The 20,246-nt window shown below is 31.3% G+C and carries 18 protein-coding genes; 7 read left to right on the top strand and 11 right to left on the bottom strand.

Translation table 11 applies throughout. The features are described 5' to 3' along the window. The first annotated feature begins 159 nt into the window (after positions 1-159). A complete protein-coding gene (pepT, locus tag ACIQ2Z_RS05680) occupies positions 160-1,401 on the top strand; it encodes a peptidase T (RefSeq protein ID WP_396183180.1) in 1,242 nt (413 codons plus the stop codon). A gap of 142 nt (positions 1,402-1,543) precedes the next feature. On the opposite strand, the gene yajC is transcribed toward pepT, so the two are convergent. The 4 genes from yajC to ACIQ2Z_RS05660 all read right to left on the bottom strand — a co-directional run bounded on the left by yajC (position 1,544) and on the right by ACIQ2Z_RS05660 (position 4,539). Then, complete coding sequence (gene yajC, locus ACIQ2Z_RS05675; protein ID WP_290860585.1) at positions 1,544-1,819, bottom strand: preprotein translocase subunit YajC; 276 nt, start codon at positions 1,817-1,819, stop codon at positions 1,544-1,546. 1 nt (position 1,820) lies between these two features. Next, on the bottom strand, positions 1,821-2,396 hold the full coding sequence (locus ACIQ2Z_RS05670) for a DUF1573 domain-containing protein (protein WP_396183179.1): 576 nt from the start codon (positions 2,394-2,396) through the stop codon (positions 1,821-1,823). Between the two features lie 18 nt (positions 2,397-2,414). Continuing rightward, the gene (gene nusB, locus ACIQ2Z_RS05665) at positions 2,415-3,326 is read right to left on the bottom strand and encodes a transcription antitermination factor NusB (RefSeq protein WP_396183182.1); all 912 of its coding nucleotides are present in this window, start codon (positions 3,324-3,326) and stop codon (positions 2,415-2,417) included. A gap of 109 nt (positions 3,327-3,435) precedes the next feature. Then, complete coding sequence (locus ACIQ2Z_RS05660) at positions 3,436-4,539, bottom strand: Glu/Leu/Phe/Val dehydrogenase (protein ID WP_396183178.1); 1,104 nt, start codon at positions 4,537-4,539, stop codon at positions 3,436-3,438. 202 nt (positions 4,540-4,741) lie between these two features. Here ACIQ2Z_RS05660 and ACIQ2Z_RS05655 point away from each other — a divergent pair, with 202 nt between their 5' ends. Both ACIQ2Z_RS05655 and ACIQ2Z_RS05650 read left to right on the top strand, forming a co-directional pair. Next, on the top strand, positions 4,742-6,502 hold the full coding sequence (locus ACIQ2Z_RS05655; RefSeq protein ID WP_396183177.1) for an ABC transporter ATP-binding protein: 1,761 nt from the start codon (positions 4,742-4,744) through the stop codon (positions 6,500-6,502). 70 nt (positions 6,503-6,572) lie between these two features. Continuing rightward, a complete protein-coding gene (locus ACIQ2Z_RS05650) occupies positions 6,573-6,950 on the top strand; it encodes a PUR family DNA/RNA-binding protein (protein WP_396183176.1) in 378 nt (125 codons plus the stop codon). Positions 6,951-6,985: 35 nt separating this feature from the next. Here the strand turns inward: ACIQ2Z_RS05650 and ACIQ2Z_RS05645 are convergent, their stop codons facing one another. Next, the gene (locus ACIQ2Z_RS05645) at positions 6,986-7,318 is read right to left on the bottom strand and encodes a tRNA-binding protein (RefSeq protein ID WP_396183175.1); all 333 of its coding nucleotides are present in this window, start codon (positions 7,316-7,318) and stop codon (positions 6,986-6,988) included. Positions 7,319-7,409: 91 nt separating this feature from the next. On the opposite strand from ACIQ2Z_RS05645, the gene ACIQ2Z_RS05640 reads away from it, so the two are divergent. The 3 genes from ACIQ2Z_RS05640 to ACIQ2Z_RS05630 are packed head-to-tail and all read left to right on the top strand — an operon-like array spanning position 7,410 to position 10,662. Then, complete coding sequence (locus ACIQ2Z_RS05640; protein WP_396183174.1) at positions 7,410-7,967, top strand: thioredoxin family protein; 558 nt, start codon at positions 7,410-7,412, stop codon at positions 7,965-7,967. Next, positions 7,968-9,386, top strand: coding sequence for a glycogen synthase (locus ACIQ2Z_RS05635; protein ID WP_396183173.1), 1,419 nt, complete (start codon positions 7,968-7,970; stop codon positions 9,384-9,386). 1 nt (position 9,387) lies between these two features. Then, positions 9,388-10,662, top strand: coding sequence for a glucose-1-phosphate adenylyltransferase (locus ACIQ2Z_RS05630; protein WP_396183172.1), 1,275 nt, complete (start codon positions 9,388-9,390; stop codon positions 10,660-10,662). Between the two features lie 36 nt (positions 10,663-10,698). On the opposite strand, the gene ACIQ2Z_RS05625 is transcribed toward ACIQ2Z_RS05630, so the two are convergent. Beyond that, positions 10,699-11,250 (bottom strand): hypothetical protein, encoded by a 552-nt coding sequence (locus ACIQ2Z_RS05625; protein ID WP_396183171.1) that lies wholly within the window; start codon positions 11,248-11,250, stop codon positions 10,699-10,701. A 141-nt stretch (positions 11,251-11,391) separates the two neighbouring features. Further along, positions 11,392-12,324, bottom strand: coding sequence for a peptidylprolyl isomerase (locus ACIQ2Z_RS05620; RefSeq protein ID WP_396183170.1), 933 nt, complete (start codon positions 12,322-12,324; stop codon positions 11,392-11,394). A gap of 90 nt (positions 12,325-12,414) precedes the next feature. On the opposite strand from ACIQ2Z_RS05620, the gene ACIQ2Z_RS05615 reads away from it, so the two are divergent. Next, positions 12,415-12,615 (top strand): hypothetical protein, encoded by a 201-nt coding sequence (locus ACIQ2Z_RS05615; RefSeq protein WP_396183169.1) that lies wholly within the window; start codon positions 12,415-12,417, stop codon positions 12,613-12,615. On the opposite strand, the gene ACIQ2Z_RS05610 is transcribed toward ACIQ2Z_RS05615, so the two are convergent. The 4 genes from ACIQ2Z_RS05610 to ACIQ2Z_RS05595 all read right to left on the bottom strand — a co-directional run bounded on the left by ACIQ2Z_RS05610 (position 12,604) and on the right by ACIQ2Z_RS05595 (position 20,153). Next, the gene (locus ACIQ2Z_RS05610) at positions 12,604-13,455 is read right to left on the bottom strand and encodes a BadF/BadG/BcrA/BcrD ATPase family protein (protein ID WP_396183168.1); all 852 of its coding nucleotides are present in this window, start codon (positions 13,453-13,455) and stop codon (positions 12,604-12,606) included. The genes ACIQ2Z_RS05615 and ACIQ2Z_RS05610 overlap by 12 nt on opposite strands. Positions 13,456-13,523: 68 nt before the next feature. After that, the gene (gene gap, locus ACIQ2Z_RS05605) at positions 13,524-14,531 is read right to left on the bottom strand and encodes a type I glyceraldehyde-3-phosphate dehydrogenase (protein WP_396183167.1); all 1,008 of its coding nucleotides are present in this window, start codon (positions 14,529-14,531) and stop codon (positions 13,524-13,526) included. 39 nt (positions 14,532-14,570) lie between these two features. Continuing rightward, entirely contained in the window at positions 14,571-15,557 is a 987-nt protein-coding gene (gene pfkA, locus ACIQ2Z_RS05600) for a 6-phosphofructokinase (protein WP_396183166.1), read from the bottom strand. A 153-nt stretch (positions 15,558-15,710) separates the two neighbouring features. Further along, positions 15,711-20,153 carry a translocation/assembly module TamB domain-containing protein gene (locus tag ACIQ2Z_RS05595; protein ID WP_396183165.1) on the bottom strand — a complete coding sequence of 1,481 codons (4,443 nt, stop codon included), beginning with the start codon at positions 20,151-20,153 and terminating at the stop codon, positions 15,711-15,713. Positions 20,154-20,246 lie beyond the last annotated feature (93 nt).

Genomic DNA, 20,246 nt, shown 5'->3' with positions numbered 1-20,246 from the left:
ACTTATGGTGAGGTCGATTTTAGTAAAAGTAATATCAAAGAAGGTGCTGCCAAATTATATATCATCGAAGGCAAGACTATAAATCAAGTTCCGGTTACTTTAGAGGTATTAAACTACGAATCTAAAGTAGTTTTAAAAGAAATAAAAAAATAAAATATTATGCAACATATAATTGACCGATTTATCGGCTATGTAACGATAGACACAGAATCTGATCCAAATTCGGAAACAATACCAAGCTCAAAAAAACAATTAGTTTTAGCTAAGAATTTAGTAAATGAGCTCAAAACAATTGGAATGGAAGATGTAACCATTGACAAAAATGGTTATGTGATGGCTACATTGCCAAGTAATGTTGAACATGAAGTTCCTACTATAGGATTTGTTTCACATTATGATACAACTCCAGATTTTACTGGTGCAAATGTAAAACCCCAAATCATAGAAAATTATGATGGAAAAGATATTGTATTGAATGCTGAACAAAATATAATATTATCTCCTTCCTATTTTAAAGACTTGTTGCAATATAAAGGTCAAACCCTTATCACTACTGACGGAACTACTCTTTTGGGAGCTGATGACAAAGCCGGAATTACCGAAATTATCACTGCAATGGAATACCTAGTCAAAAATCCTGAAATCAAACACGGAAAAATACGGGTTGGTTTTACACCCGATGAAGAAATTGGTCGTGGAGCTCACCACTTTGACGTAGAAAAATTTGGTGCTGAATGGGCTTATACGATGGATGGTAGTCAAATTGGAGAATTAGAATATGAAAATTTCAATGCAGCCGCTGCCAAAATCATCTTCAAAGGAAAAAGCGTTCATCCAGGTTATGCGAAAGGAAAAATGATTAATTCGATGCTTTTAGCCTCCAAATTTATTTCAAAATTACCAAAAAAAGAAGTGCCTGAAGAAACCAAAGGTTACGAAGGATTCTTTCATGTAACCGGAATCACCGGCAGTATTGAAGAAAGCGCTGTTTCAATGATTGTTCGTGATCATGACAAAAAAATATTCAAAAAAAGAAAAGACTTTTTACATGAATTGACCGCCAAATTCAATAAAAAATACCAAAAACAATTTGGTGAAGATATCGCTATTATAGAAATAAAGGATCAATATTATAATATGAAAGAAAAGGTAGAACCCGTTTTTCACATTGTAAAAATTGCAGAAAAAGCAATGAAAAAGTTGAATATTCAGCCAATAATTAAACCTATTCGCGGCGGAACGGATGGTTGCCAGCTTTCGTACAAAGGTTTGCCGTGTCCGAATATATTTGCCGGCGGACATAATTTTCATGGAAAATATGAATATGTCCCTGTAGAAAGTATGCAAAAGGCAGTGGATGTAATTGTGAAAATTGCAGAACTCACAGCTGAAAAAAAATAGCTTTTAAAACTTTATTTTACCGCTGATTCACTAATTAAAAATAAATAAAATCAGCTAATTAGCGAAATTTTTAAAAAATTAATGAAAAAAACCGATGCATTTATCAATCTCATCGGTTTAATTGATTAATATCGAAAATAATTTATTTCTTTTCTGCTAATTTAGCACTCATTTCCATTGAAATGGCTGAACGTTCCATTTTTAGTTTTCCCGACATGGTTTCAATTACAACTGTTCCTTCAGAAACTTCAGCAATTTTACCGTGAAGACCACTTTTAGTGATAATTCTATCACCAACTTTTAAACTACTTTCAAATTCTTTTTCTTGCTTTGCTCTTTTTTGTTGTGGTCTTATCATAAAGAAATAAATAACCACGAACATTAATAAAAATGGTAATAATGATTGCAAATTTTCCATACTATTGATTTACTGTTGTTTGTGTTTCTACTGATTTAACTTTTGGTGTAACTTCTGCATTTATTGTCAATACTTCTCTTGTGGATAATGTATTAGCAACAATCGTTACTGATTTTTGTTGTTTGCCCGGTTTACCGTTACTGTCAAAAGTAACTCTCATTTTACTCGACTTTCCTGGTTTTATGGGCTCTTTAGGGTAATCCGGTACGGTACAGCCACATGAACCTGATGCATTTGAAATAATCAAATCAGCATCGCCGGTATTTGTAAACGTAAAATAAGTTTCTACTTTATCTCCTTCATTAATTACCCCAAAATTATGTTCTTTTTTTCCAAATGTCATTACCGGATATTTTCCATCAATCGGAGCTGAAGCTGCTTGTTCTGGTTTTTGACCGTTTTCAATAACGGGTTGAACAGGCATTGGATTTCCATTAGCATCAACTTGTTTAGCTTCATAATTCATTGGAACATCTGAGCTCGTAGGATCAACTTTTGAAAGTGCATCTTCTTTTTTACAAGAAGTTGTTAAAGCAAAAGCTAAAACAGCCATCACATACATTGATTTTTTAATCATAATTCTAAATTTTAAAAGTTACATTAAACCTCTTCCAGTTTTTTTTAATTTATCTGTTTTTTGAAAATCTTTGACCAAATTATCTAAAATACCATTAATAAAAATACTGCTTTTTGGAGTAGCATATTCTTTAGCAATTTCCAAATACTCATTAATGGTTACTTTTATTGGAATAGATGGAAATTTCAAAAATTCACAAATTGCCATTTTAAGCATAATTGTATCAACCTCAGAAATACGTTCCGGATCCCAATTTGGTGTTCTGTCAATATATTCTTTGGCTAAATCATTTTCATTCAAAACTGTTTTTCTAAACAAATCTCTAGCAAAATCTTTATCTTCAGTATCCTTATACAATGGCAAAACCGAAAAAGATTTTCCATTATGCTCTTCAATATGCTTTAACTGTTTTAAAAGGTTAGTATTTACTAACGGAATGTCATCAACCCAAGTAATTCTAAAATCTTCTAAATAATCATATAATTTCTCATTAGAAGCTATCAATTCCGTAAAAATGTCGGCAACAAATTTTTTGTCGGCTTCAAAAGAACTAGAGGTATCCGCTAAATAATTTTGGTAAATGGCACTTTTTTTAATTTCATCTAAAATAATTAGAATTAAATCATCATTTTGAGACCAATTATTGATCTTACGATTTTCTAAAGCAATAGATAATGAATTATTATCTTCTAAAAATTGTAAAACTTTATTAGCAATAAATTTTCTGTTTGGCTTTAAATCTTCTGCAGTAGCCAAGTGTTTTTTTGATGCTTTTTCTAAAAAGACTTCTTCTTTCTTTTTAATTTCAATCAAAGTCGAAACTACAATCAAATATAAATCCTGAATACTTTCTAGGCTGGAAAATAAGAATTTTTCTTCTTTTTCCAAATCTTCAGAACCACTTTGATGCATTGCATAAATAATTTGCAACACTTTAACGCGAATATGTCTTCTATTTATCACCCTGTAAGAACTTTTTAAAAAATTAGTGACGCCCCTAAGAGCGTCACAAAAATAGTACTATTTTGTCGGAAACAAATTATTTACCGATTTCTTTTTTACGTTGGTCAATTCTATTTTGAGCAATTGTTAAGGCCGCTTGATGTGTTGTAATATTATTTTTTACAGCATAATCAAAAATTTCTAACGTAGTATGATAGATATTTTCAGTTCTTCGCATCGATTCTGCTTTGTCATAATGCTCAATTTCAGCATATACATTGATAATACCTCCGGCATTAATTAAGAAATCAGGAGCATATAAAATTCCTCTCTCTTGCAAAATTTTTCCGTGCACATTTTCATTGGCTAATTGATTATTGGCCGCTCCGGCAACAATTGATGCATTCAATTTATACACTGTATCATCATTAATGGTTGCACCTAATGCACAAGGAGCATAAATATCAACATCTGCACTATATAAATCAGAACCGGTGAAAACTTTTGCACCATATAGTGCTCCTACTTCATTCATTCGATTTATATTAATATCAGCAATTGTAACTATAGCACCTTCTTTTGTTAAATAATCAACTAAAGTCTCTCCTACATGACCAATTCCTTGAACCAAAACTTTTTTACCGGCTAAAGAATCAGAACCATATTTATATTTAGCAGCCGCTTTCATTCCCATATAAACACCGAAAGCTGTTACCGGCGATGGATTTCCTGAACCTCCACGAGATTCAGATATTCCGGTTACATAAGGAGTAACATCTCGAACCGTATCCATGTCTTCGGTTTGCATACCTACATCTTCTGCAGTAATATATTTTCCGCTTAATGAATGAACAAATTCACCAAATTTACGCATTAATTCAGGCGTTTTTTGTGTTTTAGCATCCCCAATAATGACTGCTTTTCCACCACCAAGGTTCAATCCTGTAATAGCAGATTTATAGGTCATTCCGCGTGATAAACGCAAAACGTCGTTCAATGCTTCCCACTCATTCGTGTAATTCCACATTCTTGTTCCTCCTAGTGCAGGTCCTAAAACTGTGTTATGAATTCCAATTATTGCTTTCAAACCAGTATCTTTGTCATTGCAAAAAACAATTTGCTCGTGATTATCAAAGGATACTTGACCAAAAACCGGATCCGTTTTTTGAAGCTCTTTAAGAGTTGTTACTTCTGCTATCATAGTTAAAAATTTAAAAGTATAAATTATGATTTTGTCAAAAAGACACAGCAAAAATAGGATTAAATTCAAAAGAATGCACTATAATATAATAATTTTAGCAATTTGTTAATCTTTTGCATGAATTCAATACAATTCAAAAAAAGAATAATTCTCATTTTTTTAACATTTTTAAATTACTAGATTCGTTTTATATCGATTTACAATGAAAGAACTTTACTATTTAAATAAATATTTCATCAAATATAAATTCCGCTTTTTACTAGGTATTCTAATTACCATCGTAGCTCAGATATTTTCCCTTTTTACGCCTAAATTAATTAGTAAATCGTTAAATATTATTGAAGAATATATTAAAAATCCAATCAAGGATAGTAATTTAATCAAACAAGAATTACTGCTCAGTCTAGGTTTAATCATTGGAGCAACCATTATTGCTGGCTTTTTGACATTTTTAATGCGACAAACTTTAATTGTCATGTCTCGTTATATAGAATTTGATTTAAAAAATGAAGTTTTTCAGCATTACGAGCGATTATCTCAGAGTTTTTACAAACAAAACAGAACGGGAGATTTAATGAATCGAATATCGGAAGATGTTGGCAAAGTGAGAATGTACGTGGGCCCTGCAGTTATGTATACCATCAATACCTTTATTCGTTTTGCCATCGTTATTCTATATATGTATAACGTTTCTCCAAAATTGACGCTTTATACTTTGTTACCTTTGCCTTTATTATCGTATTGCATTTTCAAATTAAGTTCTGAAATCAATAAAAGAAGTACCATATATCAAGAGAATTTATCCAATTTATCTAGTTTTTCACAAGAAATTTTCTCCGGAATTCGAGTTATAAAAGCTTACGCCTTAGAAGGACAAAACAAAAAAATATTTAACAATTTATCCCAAGAAAGTCGTGAAAAAAACATGCGTTTAGCTATAGTAAACGCTTTATTTGGGCCATTGATGATTTTATTAATTGGTTTAAGCAATTTAGTGGTTATCTATTTTGGCGGCATGATGTATATTGAGGGTACAATTCCTAACATAGGAACAATAGCTGAATTCATATTGTATGTCAATATGTTAACTTGGCCAGTAGCTTCAATTGGTTGGGTATCATCTCTTGTTCAGGAAGCAGAAGCTTCTCAAAAAAGGATTAATGAATTTTTGAAAATTGAACCTGAGATTCAAAATAAAAATCCGAATCACGCTATTTTGAAAGGTACAATTGAATTTAAAAATGTTAGTTTCAGCTATGAAGAGACTAACATTCAAGCTTTAAACAATATTTCTTTTAAAGTTGAAAAAGCAGAAACTTTAGCTATTTTAGGTAAAACAGGTTCAGGAAAATCAACAATTCTATCACTTATTTGTCGGTTATATGATGTTGAAAATGGTTCAGTTACTATTGATGGAGTAAAATTAGCAGAATTAAATTTGTACGATTTACGAAACAGTATTGGAATTGTTCCACAAGATGCTTTTCTTTTTTCGGACAGTATTAAAAACAATATCAAATTTGGTAAAGAAGAAGCTACTGATGAAGAAGTTGTTGAGTCTGCAAAAAAAGCAGTTGTTCACAACAATATAATCAATTTTAAAAATCAGTATGAAACCATCTTAGGGGAACGCGGAATAACGCTTTCCGGTGGGCAAAAACAGCGTGTCTCTATTGCCCGTGCAATTATCAAAGATCCAGAAATCTTGCTTTTTGACGATTGCTTATCAGCTGTTGATACTGAAACCGAAGAGCAAATTTTGAATAATTTATTTGAAATTTGTAAAAACAAAACCACCATAATTGTTAGTCATCGTGTATCTTCTGCAAAGAATGCAGACAAAATAATCATTCTCGAGGAAGGCGAAATTTTACAACAAGGCACTCATTCTCAATTAGTAAATCAAGAAGGTTACTATAAGGAATTGTATCTGAAACAACTTTCTGAAAAAGAATTGTCATAATTTTTTGATAATTCAATTATTTTTTAGATTTTTGGTTACAACTTACAACACTTAATTTGACAGAAAGATTATGAGAGAAAATGAAATGTTAGAAAAAGATGAGATTTTTTCTAAAGTTTTAAGAGCAGGAAGAAGAACTTATTTCTTCGATGTTAGAGCTACTAAAGCCGATGATTACTACATCACAATTACTGAAAGTAAAAAATTTACGGAGGAAGACGGTTCTTTTCACTTTAAAAAACACAAAATTTATTTATACAAAGAAGATTTTGTAGCTTTTAAAGAAATTTTAGATGATATGACTTCTTACGTTTTAGACCACAAAGGAGAAGAAGTAATTTCTGAAAGACATCAAAAAGATTTCAAAAAAGAATATGCTGTTGAAGCAGATGAGAATGAAGATTCTCCGAAAGCAAGTTTTACAGACATCGATTTTGATGATATTTAAAAAAGCAAATCCCTTCTGAAAAGAGGGGATTTTTTTTATCCTATTCGCAAACCATTTGCTACTTTTAAATCTGAAGTCAAAAGTACAATATCATTCTCCTCTCCTATTGAGCCTAAAACTAAACATTCACTATTAAATTTTCCAATCTGTTTTTTAGGAAAATTAATTATGGCAACAATCTGTTTTCCTATCAAACCATCTTTAGAATAACGTTTAGTAATTTGTGCTGAGGTTTTTCGAATTCCAATTTCATCCCCAAAATCAATGATTAATTGATAGGTCGGTTTTCTGGCTTCCGGAAAATCATTCACTTCTAAAATGGTTCCAATATGCATTTCGACTTTTTCAAATTCTTCCCAAGTTAACATCCTATTTATTCTTAAAAATTTAAAGTTAAAAATAGGAATACTTCCTCAAAATATCATAACTTTAAGCAATAACTTTTATAAAACTTTTTTAATGGCCAGGACAGCATCTAAAATGAGTTCATTAGGAACCTTAGCACCAAATTTTCTATTAAAAGACACTAATTCAGGTAACTTTTTTACCTTTTCTGATTGCAAAGGAGAAAAAGGAACATTGGTTTTTTTTATTTGTAACCATTGTCCTTTTGTTCATCATGTAATGGAAGAAATTATTATGGTTGCCAATGATTATAGGGTGCAAGGCATCGGTATTGTTGCCATTGCAAGTAATGATGTCGTACAATATCCACAAGATTGTCCGGAATTAATGACCGAATTTGCCTTTGAAAATAAATTTGAGTTTCCTTATTTATATGATGAAACACAAGAGGTTGCCAAGGCTTTTGATGCTGCATGCACTCCTGATTTTTTTCTATTTGACAATCAAGACAAATTAGTATATCGTGGGCAATTAGATGACTCTCGTCCTGGAAACGGAATTCCACTTAGTGGAAGCGATTTAAGGGGAGCTATAGATAGTTTGTTATATAATCGCATCATCAATCCGAATCAAAAACCAAGTATTGGTTGCAATATTAAATGGAAAAAATAAATGGAAATAGTTCATATTAGTGCCGAATGTTATCCGGTTGCCAAAGTAGGCGGTCTAGCCGATGTGGTTGGAGCTTTGCCAAAATATCTGACAAAATTAGGCCATTTAACCAAAGTTGTTATCCCTGGATATGATACCATATTTTCGAGAGAAAATGAATTTGTTGCGGTTCATCAAGGATTATTAAAATTAGGCTGGTTCCAATTTTCCTTCACCGTTTTCAAAGAAAAAATAAATAAATTAGGTTTCGAATTATATTTAATTGCGATTCCTGAATTGTTTGATCGACCAAATGTGTATTCCTATGAAGATGATACCGAGCGATTTACTGCTTTTCAAGTCGCTTTTTTAAATTGGATAACCGAAACCAATCAAATTCCCGATATAATTCATTGCCATGATCATCACACCGGATTAATTCCGTTTATGATGTCACATGCACCAATTTATCAACATTTAAATCGTGTTCCAACGCTTTTAACCATTCACAATGGACAATATCAGGGATGGTTTAGTTTTGATAAATTGCGTTATTTACCAAAAGTAAGTTCCTCTCGTTTAGGATTTTTAGAATGGAACGGAATGATAAATCCGTTGGCTTCTGCCATTAAATGTGCTTGGAAAGTAACAACTGTTTCTCCCAGCTATTTAGATGAATTAAGTGAAAAAGCGAATGGATTAGAAAATCTTTTACGATTTGAACGTCCTAAATGTCTCGGAATATTAAATGGTATTGATTCAGAAGTTTGGAATCCGGATACCGATGAAATGTTAGAAAACAAGTATTCGATAAAAAATGTAAAAGCCGGAAAAGCTAAAAATAAAAAATTCCTTTGTGAACAATTTAATTTGGACCCCTCTAAACCTCTTTTCACTTTTATCGGACGATTAGTGGGCGAAAAGGGAGCCGATTTATTACCGGAAATTTGTAGTATTGCTTTAAACCGAAACCCAAATGAAATTAATATTTTAATTTTAGGTTCCGGTGATCCAAATGTAGAACATGGTTTAACACAATTAACCCATTTTTACAATGGAAATTACAATACTTATATTGGTTATAATGAAAATTTAGCCCATAAAATTTATGCCGGAGCAGATTATTTGCTCATGCCATCAAGGGTTGAACCTTGTGGACTAAATCAACTTTATGCGTTGCGATACGGCACTATCCCTATTGTTAGAAGAACAGGTGGACTCAAAGATACTGTTCTCGATATAGGGGATGGTGGATTTGGAATTTGCCATGATCATACTAGTGTTTACGATGTGAATCATTCTATTGCTAGAGCAATTGATTTGTTTAGCGATACCAAAGAATTTGATTCAATCCGAAATACAATTATGCGAATAGACCATTCATGGGATAAAGTTGCACAAGAATATGTTGAAGTTTATCAATCATTAAAAAATAATTAAAATGAAAAAAAGTGTATTAGCAATTATTTTAGGAGGAGGACAAGGTTCAAGATTATATCCATTAACTGAAAGTCGTTCAAAACCTGCTGTGCCTATTGCCGGAAAATATCGTTTGGTTGATATTCCTATTTCAAATTGTATCAATTCAGATATCAAACGAATGTTTGTGTTGACACAATTTAACTCCGCTTCACTAAATCAACACATCAAAAACACCTATCATTTCAGCTATTTTAGTACTGCCTTTGTTGATATCTTGGCTGCTGAACAAACACCGGATAATCCTACTTGGTTCCAAGGAACAGCGGATGCCGTTCGACAATGCATGCAACATTTTTTGAATCATGAATTTGATTATGCTTTAATATTATCCGGGGATCAATTGTATCAAATGGATTTTAATTTAATGATTGAAGCTCATCAAAAAAGCGGAGCAACCATAACTATTGCAACACTTCCTGTTTCTGCAAAAGAAGCTACCGATTTTGGAATTTTAAAAACCGATGAAAATAGTTTTATAACTTCTTTTATTGAAAAACCTGCTACTGATTTGTTGCCACAATGGACCTCAGAAGTGAGTGATGAAATGAAAAAAGAAGGCAAACATTACTTGGCCTCCATGGGTATATATATTTTTAATAGAGATTTACTGATTGAATTAATGTCAAATTCAACTACTAAAGATTTTGGTAAAGAAATTATTCCGCAATCCATTGGAAATCAAAAAATATTAAGTTACCAATATGAAGGGTATTGGACTGACATTGGAAACATTGATTCATTTTTTGAAGCTAATTTAGGATTAACTGATTCCATTCCGAAATTTAATTTATTTGATAATTCCAGTAAAATTTATACTCGTGCCCGCGTTTTGCCTCCAAGTAAAATATTAGGCAAAACGTATATTGAAAAATCAATTGTAGCCGAAGGTTGTATTCTTAATTCTGCAAAAATTGTGCATTCCGTCATTGGTATCAGAGCAAGAGTTGATGAAGATACTACGATTCAAAACTCCTATGTAATGGGTAGCGATTTCTATCAAAATTTAGATGAAATCAGTCATAATAATGAAAACAATATCATCAATATAGGTATTGGAAAACGTTGTTTTATCAATAATACAATTGTAGATAAAAATTGTAGAATAGGGAATGATGTTTATCTAAATGGTGGCCACCATCTGGAAGATGCCAATACTCCATTTTACACCATTAAAGAAGGCATTATTGTTGTGAAAAAAGGGGCTACTTTACCGGATGGATTTAGATTAGAATAACTTTTTGTTACTGATTCATGGATTTATAACTGTGAATCAGTAGCTTTTTTTCTTTAAAATAACATCAACCGGTTTGTTGGTCTTGGGCCCAAATTGTTGTGCTTGCCGTTCATTTTCGGATGAACATAAAATATACATGTTAAAGGGAGAAAGCGGGATTATTTGTGTTTCAAAATAACCTCCGTTTTCTTCTTTATCAATATCTTCAATTTTTACACTAAAAATGTCAGCCGTGAATGAATTAACGACAGAAAGCAAATAATAATCTTTTGCAAAAGGAAAAAACCATTTTCCTTCCGGATTTGAATTTTCCACTTTATTATTATTTCTGTCTAATTTATAATTAGGTGTAAAAAGTAATTGTTTATTGTTATTTACCCAGCTCCAACGGTTATTTATATTTATTACATCGCTCCCACTGCTATCAACTATTGTGATTTTTAGGTTTTTGATGTTTTCAGTATTTCCTTGTTCATGCACATTTATTACTAAATACGATGTAAAATCATAACCACAATGTTGTACATTAAACACTTGCGAGTTTGCTGAAAAATAAAATACAATGAAAAAAAGAAATACTAATCGCATAATTGAAATCTGATTTTGTAAAGATACGAAAGCAATAGTTATTCCAAAAAAAAGCATTCCTTTCAGAATGCTTATGTTTAAACTTATTACTAATTATCTTTAAATCGAAAAAATAGCATAAACCCAAAACGGGATGCACTTTTATTTTACGTCCATTAATTCCACATCAAAAATTAATGTAGCATCCGGTGGAATAACTCCTCCCGCACCGCGAGAACCATATCCAAGGAATGCAGGAATAACAAAACGAGCCTTATCGCCCACTTGTAATAATTGAATACCTTCATCCCAACCTTCAATCACGTGACCTTTTCCTAAAGGGAAATCAATCGGCTGTTTTCTTTTATAGGATGAATCGAAAACCACTCCGTTTTCTAAAGAACCTGAATAATGAACCGAAACAGTTTTGCCTTTTTGAGCTTGTTTTCCATTTCCTTTTTGAATGATTTTATAACGTAAGCCACTTTCTGTCTTTTCGAATCCGAAAGCTAATTTTTCCAAAGCAGCTTCTGCTTTTTCTTTTTCTTCCGCAATTCTTTTTTCACGAGAACCCTCAAATGTTCTGAAAGCTTCAATAGCATTCCATTTTTGAGCTTTGTCACCTACTCTAAGAATTTCAAGTTTTTCCAAAATATCTCCTTGAGCAATTGCATCTACAACATCTTGACCTTCAATAACATTTCCAAAAACAGAATGTTTATTATCTAACCAAGGGGTAGCTACATGCGTAATAAAAAATTGCGAACCATTAGAACCAGGTCCTGAATTTGCCATTGACAAAACACCGGGTCTGTCGTGACGTAAATCCGGATGAAACTCATCATCAAATTGATAACCCGGTCCACCGGTTCCTTGTCCTTGCGGACAACCTCCTTGAATCATAAAATCTGAAATTACTCGGTGAAATTTTAAACCGTCGTAATACGTTTTGCCCATTGGTTTTGCTTTGTTTTCTAATTGACCTTCAGCCAAACCTACAAAGTTTCCAACCGTTCCCGGTGTTTTATCATGTGTTAATTTGACTAAAATTGAACCTTTAGTTGTATTAAATTTAGCGTAAATTCCGTTTTCCATATTTTCACTTTTTAAAATGTGGTGCAAATTTAATACATTATTGTCGATTAACCTTAAAATTGTACTTTTGAATCTATCAATAAATAAAAAATGGAATCTCTTTTTGACAAATCTGATAATGACACAATTATTCAACGAATTCATTCTTTAAATTCTGACAGCAAACCCTTATTGGGAAAAATGAATGTCGCTCAAATGCTCTCGCATTGTCATGCTCCGCTGGATGTTGCTGCTGGTGACTTAAAATTAAAATCTAATTTCATTTTACAGCTAATAAGACTATTTATTTAAAATATGATAAGCAATTAAACCATCTATTGGCCGTCTTAAAACGTTTCCGATTTTTATATCATATTTTGATAAGATTTCTGCTAGTTCATCTTTAAGATAAAAAGCAATGGAGCCTACAAAATGAACCGGAACAGTTTTGCAATTTTCATATTGCAAAATATAGTTTTTGACAAATTTAGTTAACTCCTTGTAAATTATTTTTTTGCAAAATTCTTTTTCTTTATGCTTAATTATAAATTTAGCAAAAGTTGCTAAATATGCATTTGGATTAGCTTCTTTATATAAATTAGCTTTAATATAGTCCGGATCTAAATTGTATTCTTCTTCTAATTGAACAGCTAATTCTTTTGGCATTTTATTAAAATAATAACCTCTAATTAAATGTCTTCCAAAACGATTTCCTGAACCGTCATCCATGGCAATATATCCTAAAGACTGTACTTTTTGGTGTAAAATTTTACCATCAAAATAACTACAATTTGAACCAGTTCCTAAAATACAAACAATGGCTTCTTCGTCTTTAGGAGTCGTTGCATAAACAGCCGCATAAGTATCTTCATAAACCGCGACAGTAGAATTTGTAAAATACTCTTGAAAAACTTCTGCGAGAAAATTTTTCATTCTATCAGTTCCACATCCGGCTCCGTAAAAAAATAGATTTTTAGCTTTGGTTCTATTATGAGAAATATCAAATTTATCTTCTAAGCGGGCAATAACTTCTTCTTTATCTAATACTTCCGGATTTAATCCTAAAGTTTGAGTAGTAAAAAGCACTTTTCCGTTTTCGTCAATAGCAATCCAATCTGCTTTAGTTGAACCACCGTCTACTAATAATTTCATTAGGTTGAGTTTGTTTGATTATAAAAAAAGTCCCAATATATTAAATATAATGGGACTTTTTCTTAAAATTATAGTTTTGAGATATGTACAGATAAATCAATCATTTTACTAGAATATCCATATTCATTATCATACCAAGACATTATTTTGAAGAAAGTTGAATTTAAACCAATACCTGCTTTAGCATCAACGATTGAAGTTCTGGGATCTGAAACAAAATCTTGAGAAACTACATCATCTTCAGTATAGCCTAAAATTCCTTTCAGTTCGTTTTCTGAAGCTTTTCTTAAAACTGCCATTATTTCGTCATAAGTAGTTTCTTTAGCTAATTTAACCGTTAAATCTACTGCTGAAACATCTGCTGTTGGCACACGCATTGACATTCCGGTTAATTTTCCATTCAAATCAGGAATTACTTTTCCAACTGCTTTGGCAGCACCTGTAGAAGAAGGAATCATATTTAATAAAGCCGATCTACCACCACGAAAATCTTTTTTAGAAGGTCCGTCTACTGTTAATTGAGTTGCTGTAGTGGCGTGAATAGTAGTCATTAAACCTTCAACAATTCCGAAATTATCATGAATAACTTTAGCCAATGGAGCTAAGCAATTTGTAGTACAAGAAGCATTTGATACAATAGTATCTGATGCTTTAGCTTGTAAATGATTTACGCCCATTACAAACATTGGAGCATCAGCTGAAGGAGCAGAAATTACCACTTTTTTAGCACCACCATCAATGTGAGCCTGAGCTGTTGCTAATGTTGTAAAAATTCCTGTACATTCTGCAACTACATCTACATCTACTTTTTCATCATCCCATTTAATTAATTTTGGGTCTCTTTCTGCTGTTACTCTGATAAACTTGTCGTTTACATATAATTGACCGTCTTTCACTTCAACTTTTCCGTTGAAACGACCATGAACTGAATCGTATTTTAATAAATATGCCAAATGATCTACTTCAAGTAAATCATTGATTGCTACTACTTCAACATTATCTCTATTGTATGATTCTCTAAAAACAATTCTACCAATTCTACCGAATCCATTGATTCCAATTTTAACTTTTGACATTTTGATTTTGTTTAATTACTATTATTAAAAATTTATTTTTTAGACTGACATAATATCAGAAACTCTTAAAAGCTCTCTATCTATTCCGGAATGTCCTTTGATGGCTTGCTCTAATGGAGTCAACTCTATTTTATCATTATGTAAACCTACCATATATCCTGTTTTATTTTCTAATAAAGCCTCAACAGCTTTTACTCCCAAACGAGAGGCTAAAACTCTATCAAAACAAGATGGTGCACCACCTCGTTGCATGTGCCCTAAAACAGAAACCCGCACATCATATTCCTGGAGGTTTTGGTCAATATAATCTTTTAATTCAAAAACGCTTTTACCGATTTTATCACCTTCCGCGATGACTACAATACTAGAGGACTTTCCGGAAAGTTTACTTCTTCGTAACGATTCCAATAAGCGTTCTAATCCCATATTTTCTTCCGGAATTAGAATTTCTTCTGCACCGGCACCAATTCCGGCATTTAAAGCGATATGTCCAGCATCTCTTCCCATTACCTCTACTAAAAATAAGCGATTGTGCGAACTTGCTGTATCTCTTATTTTATCAATCGCTTCAACAACTGTATTAAGGGCTGTATCAAAACCTAATGTGTGGCTGGTTCCGAAAATATCATTATCAATCGTACCTGGAATTCCCATAACCGGAATTCCATATTCTTTATTAAAAACCAATGCTCCAGTAAAACTTCCATCTCCACCTATAACAACTAATGCATCAACATTTTCTTTAACTAGATTTTCGTAGGCTAATTTCCGGCCTTCAGCAGTCATAAATTCTTTTGATCGGGCTGATTTTAAAATAGTACCACCTTTGTTGACAATATTGTGAACTGAACGTGGCCCCATGTCTTTAAAATCGCCTTCGATCATTCCTTGGTAACCTCTGTAAATTCCGAAACATTCTACCTTGTAATAAGCGCAAGTCCTAACGACTGAACGTATTGCTGCATTCATTCCGGGAGAGTCTCCCCCAGATGTAAGTACACCTATTTTTTTAATTGTTTTAATCATTTTATTATGTTTATAATGTAAAATTAACAAAGAAATGCGACTTTAAAGCGTGTGTTTTTGAGTATTTGATAATTTCTTCCAAAATCAATCGTTTTCGTTGATAAGTTTCTAATTTATCATAAAAAAAGATAAAATTTGGATTTAAAATTCAGCTTATTCTTCCGGAACTTTCTCAATAGGTGGCTCTGTATTTTCCTTTTCGGTTTTTGGCTTTTCCAGTGGATTTTTCTTAGGTTCGGTAAAATTTATAAACTCAGGAGTATAGTTTGAATCCGGAACTTCATCTTTAGGTTTATTTTCTTGCTCCAACTTATATTTAGCACTTCTAAAAACTTTATTATACAATTCATCAAAGGTATCAAAATCGACTTGGTAGGTTATCCCAATTCCTTGTGTATAACCGACACCCTCACCTATATAATTTATATCATTTTCCCTATTAAAAACTTTAAAATTAAGAGAACCATCATCATTGACACGGTAAAGCACTTCAAGGTCGCCAATCACAGCAGCTTGATTTACATCACCTACCGGAACACCAATCACACCATTTACCGAAATTCGTTCATTTATACTAAATGAGGTAGAAACACTTACATTTCCGTTTGTATCCCCATTTGGATTTTTTTCCGGTGCGACATATCCAACTCCTATAGAAATTTTACTATCTTCATCAAAAAATAAATCATCAAAAACACCAATCATAGTTTGAAACATGTTATTGTATAAGGTATTTTGACCTACATTAGCTCCCTCTTCACTCAAAAAACTATCCGTAGCTAACAAGTATAAAGCTTGTGTTTGGCGTGTATCTTTATCGTCTAAAACGGTTTGGATTTCAGATTTTAGGGTTGAACTTACAGTGGGCAAGTTAATATTAAAATCAGGGTCAGGATTACTTATAGTTCCATTAATAAGAATTGCAACCTCCACAGGTACCTTTTGATTTACAGAAGAATTATTCATCAAAACAGCCGGATTAGCTTTTGTTTCATAAACTGCCTCAAGATTCAAACGGGCTCTTAGTGGATCACCTTCCCAAACAATATTTCCATTCTTTTTAACTTTAAATTTTTTACTGACCAATCCACGGTATTTAAAATTATATTCCCCTTGATGAACCATAAAATCTCCATACATATTGAATTTTCCGAGTGTATTAATTTGCAAAAGTAAATTTCCGACACCTCTTCCTTTCATATTGTGACCGGTTTCTTTATCTAAAATAACTTCAATTTCAGCATTTTCATTTATATCTAAATCAAATTGCAACTCTAATCCTGTGTAATCACGAATGGGTCTATTTAAATTACTGCTTAAATTAAATTTTTCTTCTTTAGTGATGAAATGAATAAAATTCTTTTCGCCTACACCTTGCTCGTCAGATATTGGTAATTTGATAAACGTTCCTTTTTCAGATTTTGCATTAACATCAATCAAGAGAGCTGTTGTAGGTCCGGTTATACTTGCTCTTCCGGAAATGAATGCTTTTCCATAATAGTAAGCATCTTCACTTTCCTCTGTATCAAGTACAACCATATAATCGGCATTAACATTGATATCTAATTTCCAATCTTTCAATTTGGAATGTCTGACATTTCCAAACAAAACTCCTTTGGTTTTATATTTTGAATCCTTAAGATTAATATTTCTTAATAAAAATTGTCTTTCTGTCAAATCAACAATGGCGTTTTCTTCTAATTCATAATCAACATTTAAATAAGGAACGGTTAAACCGGCTTTACTTAAAAACAAACGACCATTCATTTCCGGATTTGACAAACTACCTTGAAAATTTGCATTTCCTGATACTAAACCTCTTATATTTGATATAACTTCACCTCCAATTGTACTAAATGCTCCAATATTAAATTTGTTTAACTTTAAATCCATATCCATCACATTCTCACCATTTAAATAAGACAAATTACCATCCAATTTAAAGCTTTCCATATATTCATTTTCTAAAGTCGAATTAACTTTAAACGAATTCATTTCATTATTACCGGTCACATTCAAAGCTAAATTTCCTAAAGGAATATTGTTTACATGCAATTCATCAACGTTAATAGCCGCCAGTGGTTCAATTAAATTGTTATTTTGTTTGAATTTAATTTTACCATTCAGATTTCCTGCCATCACAAAATTTTCGATTTCAGGAATAATTTTACCAATATCAACTTGTGTAAAGTTTAGTTCTAAATCTTTATAGTCTTTATTCTTAATTGTACCTAAAAAGTTGATTTTCTGAATATCATTTGTAATTGAAAAATTATCAAATTCGAAATTTGTAAAATTTTTATCAAAAACTATTCTATTTGATTTATTATTCTCTTCATTTAAAAACCACAAATAATCTTTAAACTTCAGTTCTGATTTCATCAATCCAATAATATTATTTTTCTTATTATCAATGGTGTGATAGGCATCTATATTGTAATAATCCGTTGCGTCATTCCCTCCTTTAAATTCTGAACGAAAAAAGAGGGTATCTCTTCGGGTTATATTAATTAAATTGAATTCAGAGATTTTATATAATTTGGTATTCAAACTATCAATGGTGACATAGGTATTAAAAAGTGGATTTTTATTATCAATTTCTAAATTCAAATTACTGATAGTATTTTCGTAAACCTTGATTTTTGGTGAGTTAAAATCAACTTTAAAATCATTCGTGTCGGAATTCATACTTCCTTTTATATACGTATTTGAACTGAGTGAAATATCAGGATAAAAGATTTCGATAATCTTGTTATATAAAGCAAAGTTAAATTTTAAATATTGCCCTTTCCTTACCGCATTAGGTTGATAATTAGTATAAATACTACCTAAGGCATTTTCTAAAATCTTAGGAACTTGTTCAAAATCAAATTTACCAACCACTTTACCTTCAATAATATCCGGGGAATTAATGGTAATTGTTCGCTCTCTGTTTTGATCAAAAGACGAACTCAATTTAAAATTATCAAAAAAGTAAATATCTTTTTGATTTTGAAAAGATGTTTCTTCAAATAAAACATCTCCGTATAAATTATTGAGGCTGTTTCCTACCAAGTTGGAATAAATTTTACCTTTAAAAATAGTAATACTGTCATTCTTTACTAATTTTAAATTACTCAAATTTGCATAATCTATTTTGGTATCGAATTTATAAACATTTTCATTTTTAGATATATCAACAATTCCATCAAAATCCATAAATAAATTTGGATCATTAACATTAACTTTGCCTTTAAAAATTGGTTTTTTAAAGTTTCCTTTAACTAAAATTCCTGTATAAGTGTAATTATTAAATTCAAGTTTACTGATTTTACCATTGAATTTTGTATCTATTAATTTTAACGTAAAACCTTTTCCATCAACATCTGAATTCATAGAAACTAATCCAAGCTCTTTTCTATTTAACAATAATCCCACATTAAAATTATATAAAATTACATTTCCTTTATACGTTGCATTGTCAATATTATTAATGTCAGACATCACTAAATCAGTTTGCAAATTCCCCAAAGAAGAAGTCATGAAAAAATCAGATTTAATTGACGTTGTAGTAATATCAGCATTCCCTAAAATCGTAAACTGTCCTAACTTTTTCATGGAACTCGGCAATGATTTTCCTAAAATATTAGGTAATAAAGCGGCTAAGTCGTCATGATTTGATGTAAGTTTATCAAATTTACCTTTTAAATAAAAGCCTTGATTTTCATCACCAAATAAGTTTTTAAAATTAATGTCACCAATAATTTTAGTGTTATTCAAGTCAACTAAATTTAATTGATTAGTATGAAAATCATTTAAAGTTCCTAAGATTGAAGCTGTAAAATTGAATTTATTATTTTTCCCTAATTCATTGTAAAAATACCTGATATCATTTGTAGCAACTGAGGCTGTATCTACTGTTATATCAAATATTACTTTATTATTAAAATCTGAAAAATCTTCTCTTTTATAGCGAAGAGCAACATCAGCATTTAACAATGAATTTTTAGTTAAAAGTTTCAGTTTTTGAAGTAAAATATTCTTTTGGGTGTAAGTAAATTGAGTTTTTAAGTTTTCGACTTTCAGCCCTCTAAAATCAAAAAAAGACATTTCTGTAATAGCGGTAGATACATCTGTTCCTTTTATTTTAAATCCATCTAATTGGGCATCAATTGTTAAAAATTCCAATATCTTTGGATCTTCGCTATTCTCATCAATCATTGTAAAATGACTGTTTTTCAAATAAATAGCATTTGCTTTCATCAAAAATTTTCCGGTAGAAGGTGATCCATCATCAAAAGCACTTACAAATTTATCCAGATTGGTTTCTTTTTCGTTTTTATATTGTTTTAGATGAAAGAATAATCCATCCATTCTGATATCTCCAAACAATAAATCACCGTTATACAATTTATTAAAATCTAATATGTTTGTTTTTAATCGATTAATATAAAAAAGTGTGTCCTTATGGTGGTCTTTAATCAAAACCTTCTTAAGTTTAACTCCACCAAAAACGGTCAAAGCAACTTGTTCAACATTTATATCTGTACCATAATCTTTGTTGATTTGTTCAGTTATATATTTTCCAATTTTAGTTTGAACTACGGGTAACGACAAAAGAATACCGAGTATCAGCACTAATAGCAGAAAAACTACTAAAAATCGTAATATTATTTTTTTAAATTTTTTGATACCCCTATTTGTTATAAA

It is taken from the genome of Flavobacterium sp. (genome assembly GCF_044361015.1).
Classification (GTDB): Bacteria; Bacteroidota; Bacteroidia; order Flavobacteriales; family Flavobacteriaceae; genus Flavobacterium.
The sequence above is the reverse complement of the archived record's forward strand: the minus strand, read 5'-3'. Positions and strand labels throughout refer to the sequence as shown.